Raw genomic sequence first — 3,138 nt, 5'->3', positions numbered from 1 at the left:
CATTCGGCCGTGGCTCTATGACCACGCACTGGTGTGACTTCCAAAACACCGACTTCATTCTGAACATCGGTTCCAACTCCGTTGAGAACCACCCCGTCAGCGCCAAGTGGCTCAACAAGGCCCACGAGAAGGGCGCTACGTGGATCGTCGTCGATCCGCGCTATACCCGTACTGCCGAGATGGCGGACATCTACTGCCCCATCCGTTCGGGTACTGACATCGCATTCTATGGCGGCCTGTACAAGTACATTTGCGACAACCTCATTGATCCTAACCTTGAGGCTTACCTTGAGGCTGTGGAGAACAACGACGAAGAGGCTCGCCAGGCGCTACTCGATACATACAACTTCGAGTACCTCCTCAACTACACCAACGTCTCTTACCTGCTCGACCCCGAGTTCGAGTTTGACGTCGAGACTGGTCTGTTCAGCGGTTGGGACGAGGAGACCGAGAAGTACAGCAACCATTCCTGGCACTATCAGACTGCCGAGGAAGTTGTGTGGGATACCTCGAAGGGCGGCACCTACGAGTGGGCCAGCCACGAGCTCAATCCCGAGGTTCCCGAGTTCACCCCGCCGGTGCTCACCGTCCCCAAGAAGGACGCCACCCTCACCGACGAGATGTGCGTCTACCAGCAGTTCAAGAAGCACTACAGCCGCTACGACATGGAGACTGTCTCCCGTACCTGCGGCATGACGCTTGAGCAGCTCGAGACCGTCTACTCCACCTACGCTCAGTCCGGCGCCCGCGGCAAGGCCGGCGTCATCCTGTACGCCCTTGGCCAGACGCAGCACACCTACGGCGCCCAGAACACCCGCGCCATGTCCATCCTGCAGCTGCTCCTCGGCAACGTCGGCGTCCCCGGCGGCGGCGTGGCGGCCCTGCGCGGCGAGCCCAACGTTCAGGGCGCCACGGACATGGGCATGCTGGTGCAGGAGCAGCCCGCTTACCTCAAGTGGGCCAACACCACCGACCGCAAGGACCTGCGTTCTTGGCTCGAGAGCCAGACCTACTCCGACGGTTACTACACCAACAAGCCCAAGTTCATCGTCAGCCAGCTCAAGGAGTTCTTCGGCGAGAACGCCACCGTCGAGAACGACTACGGCTACGACTGGTGGCCCAAGGTCCCCTCGCACGCCGACGCCGAGATCAAGGACTGGACGCACATCTCCACGTTCGAGCTCATGCAGCAGGGCGTCATCAAGGGCTACTTCAACTGGGGTATGAACCCCTGCCATTCTGCCCCGAACGCCGGCAACGTGCGCCGCTCCATGGCAAACCTCGATTGGCTGGTCGTCGCCGACCAGGTCATCACCGAGTCCGCCAGCTTCTGGAACGCCCCGGATATGAACCCGTCCGAGATCGACACCACGGTCTACTACCTACCGTGCGCGCTGATCTATGAGAAGCCGGGCATCATCTTGAACTCCGGCCGCTGGATCCAGTACCGCTACCAGGCCGTCGAGCCGTGGGACCAGGCCAAGCCCGACTACGAGATGTGCGACCTGATCTGGACCGCCATCTGCGACCTGTACAAGAGGGAGGGCGGCGCCAACCCCGACCCGATCCTCAAGACCAAGTGGGACTACTACGTGGACGGCAAGATCGACCCGCGCCCCGTGGCATGGGCCCTCAACGGCTACCGCGTGGCGGGCACCGAGTGCAACACCAGCTCCGCGAACCCGAAGACCGACCTGCTCAAGGGCTACGCCGATCTGGGCGCCGACGGCTCCACCGCTTGCGCGATGTGGATCTACTCCGGCATGTGGAACAACAACGACGCTCCGCTCGACCCCGCCGAGCAGCCGCTGTGCCGCCGCAACACCGAGGACAAGTCCGGTATCGGCCTGAACTCCGAGGGGGCGTTCAGCTGGCCGAGCAACCGCCGCATCCTGTACAACCGCAACAGCTGCGACATGCAGGGCAAGCCTTGGAACGAGGACAAGAAGCTCATGGAGTGGAACGGCGAGAAGTGGATCCTGGTCGACCAGGCCGACTTCGTGGCCGCCAAGGACGGCAAGCCGGTCCCGCCGAACAACAAGACTTTCTTCATGCTCTGGGAGCAGAACGCACGCCTGGAGAGTTATGGCATGGTCGACGGCCCGCTGCCCGAGCACTTCGAGCCGTTCGAGTCGCCGTGCGACGACAACCCGCTTAACGGCGCGTTCCATAACCCGTGCGCATTCGGCACGCAGTACGCATCCACGAAGCAGGGCACCAAGGAGCAGTACCCGATCGTGGCCACCACGTACTCCGTCACCGAGCATTGGCAGACTGGCGGCCAGACGCGTCTGTGCCCGGCGCTGGTGGAGTCCATGCCGTCCCAGTTCGTGGAAATGAGCGAGGAGTTCGCTGCCGAGAAGGGCATCAAGAACGGCGATGACGTGCGCGTGTTCAATAACCGCGGCTCTGTCGTGGTTCCCGCCCTGGTCACCAAGCGCCTGCAGCCGATGAACATCAACGGCAAGGTGCAGCACCAGGTCGGCTTGACCCACCACTTCGGCTGGGCCGATCTGTACGGCACGGGCGACCTGGTCAACGACTTGACGCCCAACGTCGGCGACCCGAACTCGTTCACGCCCGAATACAAGGCGTTCCTCGTTGATATCGAGAAGGCATAAGGGGGATTGACATGACTGAAAAGGCTGTATATTTCGATTCCTCCAAGTGCACCGCCTGCAAGGGCTGCCAGGTTGCCTGCAAGACGTGGAACAACCTGCCGAGCCCCCTGGGCACGAACGAGGCCAAATGGTCCGGCACGCATCAGAACCCGGCCGACCTCAACGGCGACACGCGCCTGATCATCACCTTCAACGAGCTTGAGGGCGACAGCAAGATCAAGCCGGTGAAGTGGGCGTTCGGCCGCCGCGCTTGCCAGCATTGCACCGACGCCCCGTGCGCTTCGGTATGCCCCGGCGGCGCGCTGGTGCGCAACGAGGAGACCGGTTTCGTCGAGGTTTATCAGGACAAGTGCGTCGGCTGCCAGTACTGCCACAGCGCCTGCCCGTTCGATGTGCCGCGTTACGAGTCCAACGGGCTTCTCGACAAGACCGTCATCGACAAGTGCACGGGTTGCGCCGACCGCGTTGCCCATGGCATGGCGCCGGCCTGCGTTTCCGCATGCCAGCCCAACGCCTT

2 protein-coding genes are annotated in these 3,138 nt (G+C 62.5%); both read left to right on the top strand.

What is annotated here, in order from left to right:
- Positions 1 to 2,621 (top strand): molybdopterin-dependent oxidoreductase (locus Q0H50_RS09055; RefSeq protein ID WP_294421618.1); only part of this gene is annotated, 2,621 nt, incomplete at its 5' end.
- Positions 2,622 to 2,632: 11 nt separating this feature from the next.
- Positions 2,633 to 3,138 (top strand): 4Fe-4S dicluster domain-containing protein (locus Q0H50_RS09050; protein ID WP_294421613.1); only part of this gene is annotated, 506 nt, incomplete at its 3' end.

The organism is uncultured Senegalimassilia sp. (genome assembly GCF_934632265.1).
In the GTDB taxonomy this organism is placed as follows: Bacteria; Actinomycetota; Coriobacteriia; order Coriobacteriales; family Eggerthellaceae; genus Senegalimassilia.
Note: the sequence above shows the minus strand (reverse complement) of the source record. Positions and strands in the feature narration are given on the sequence as shown.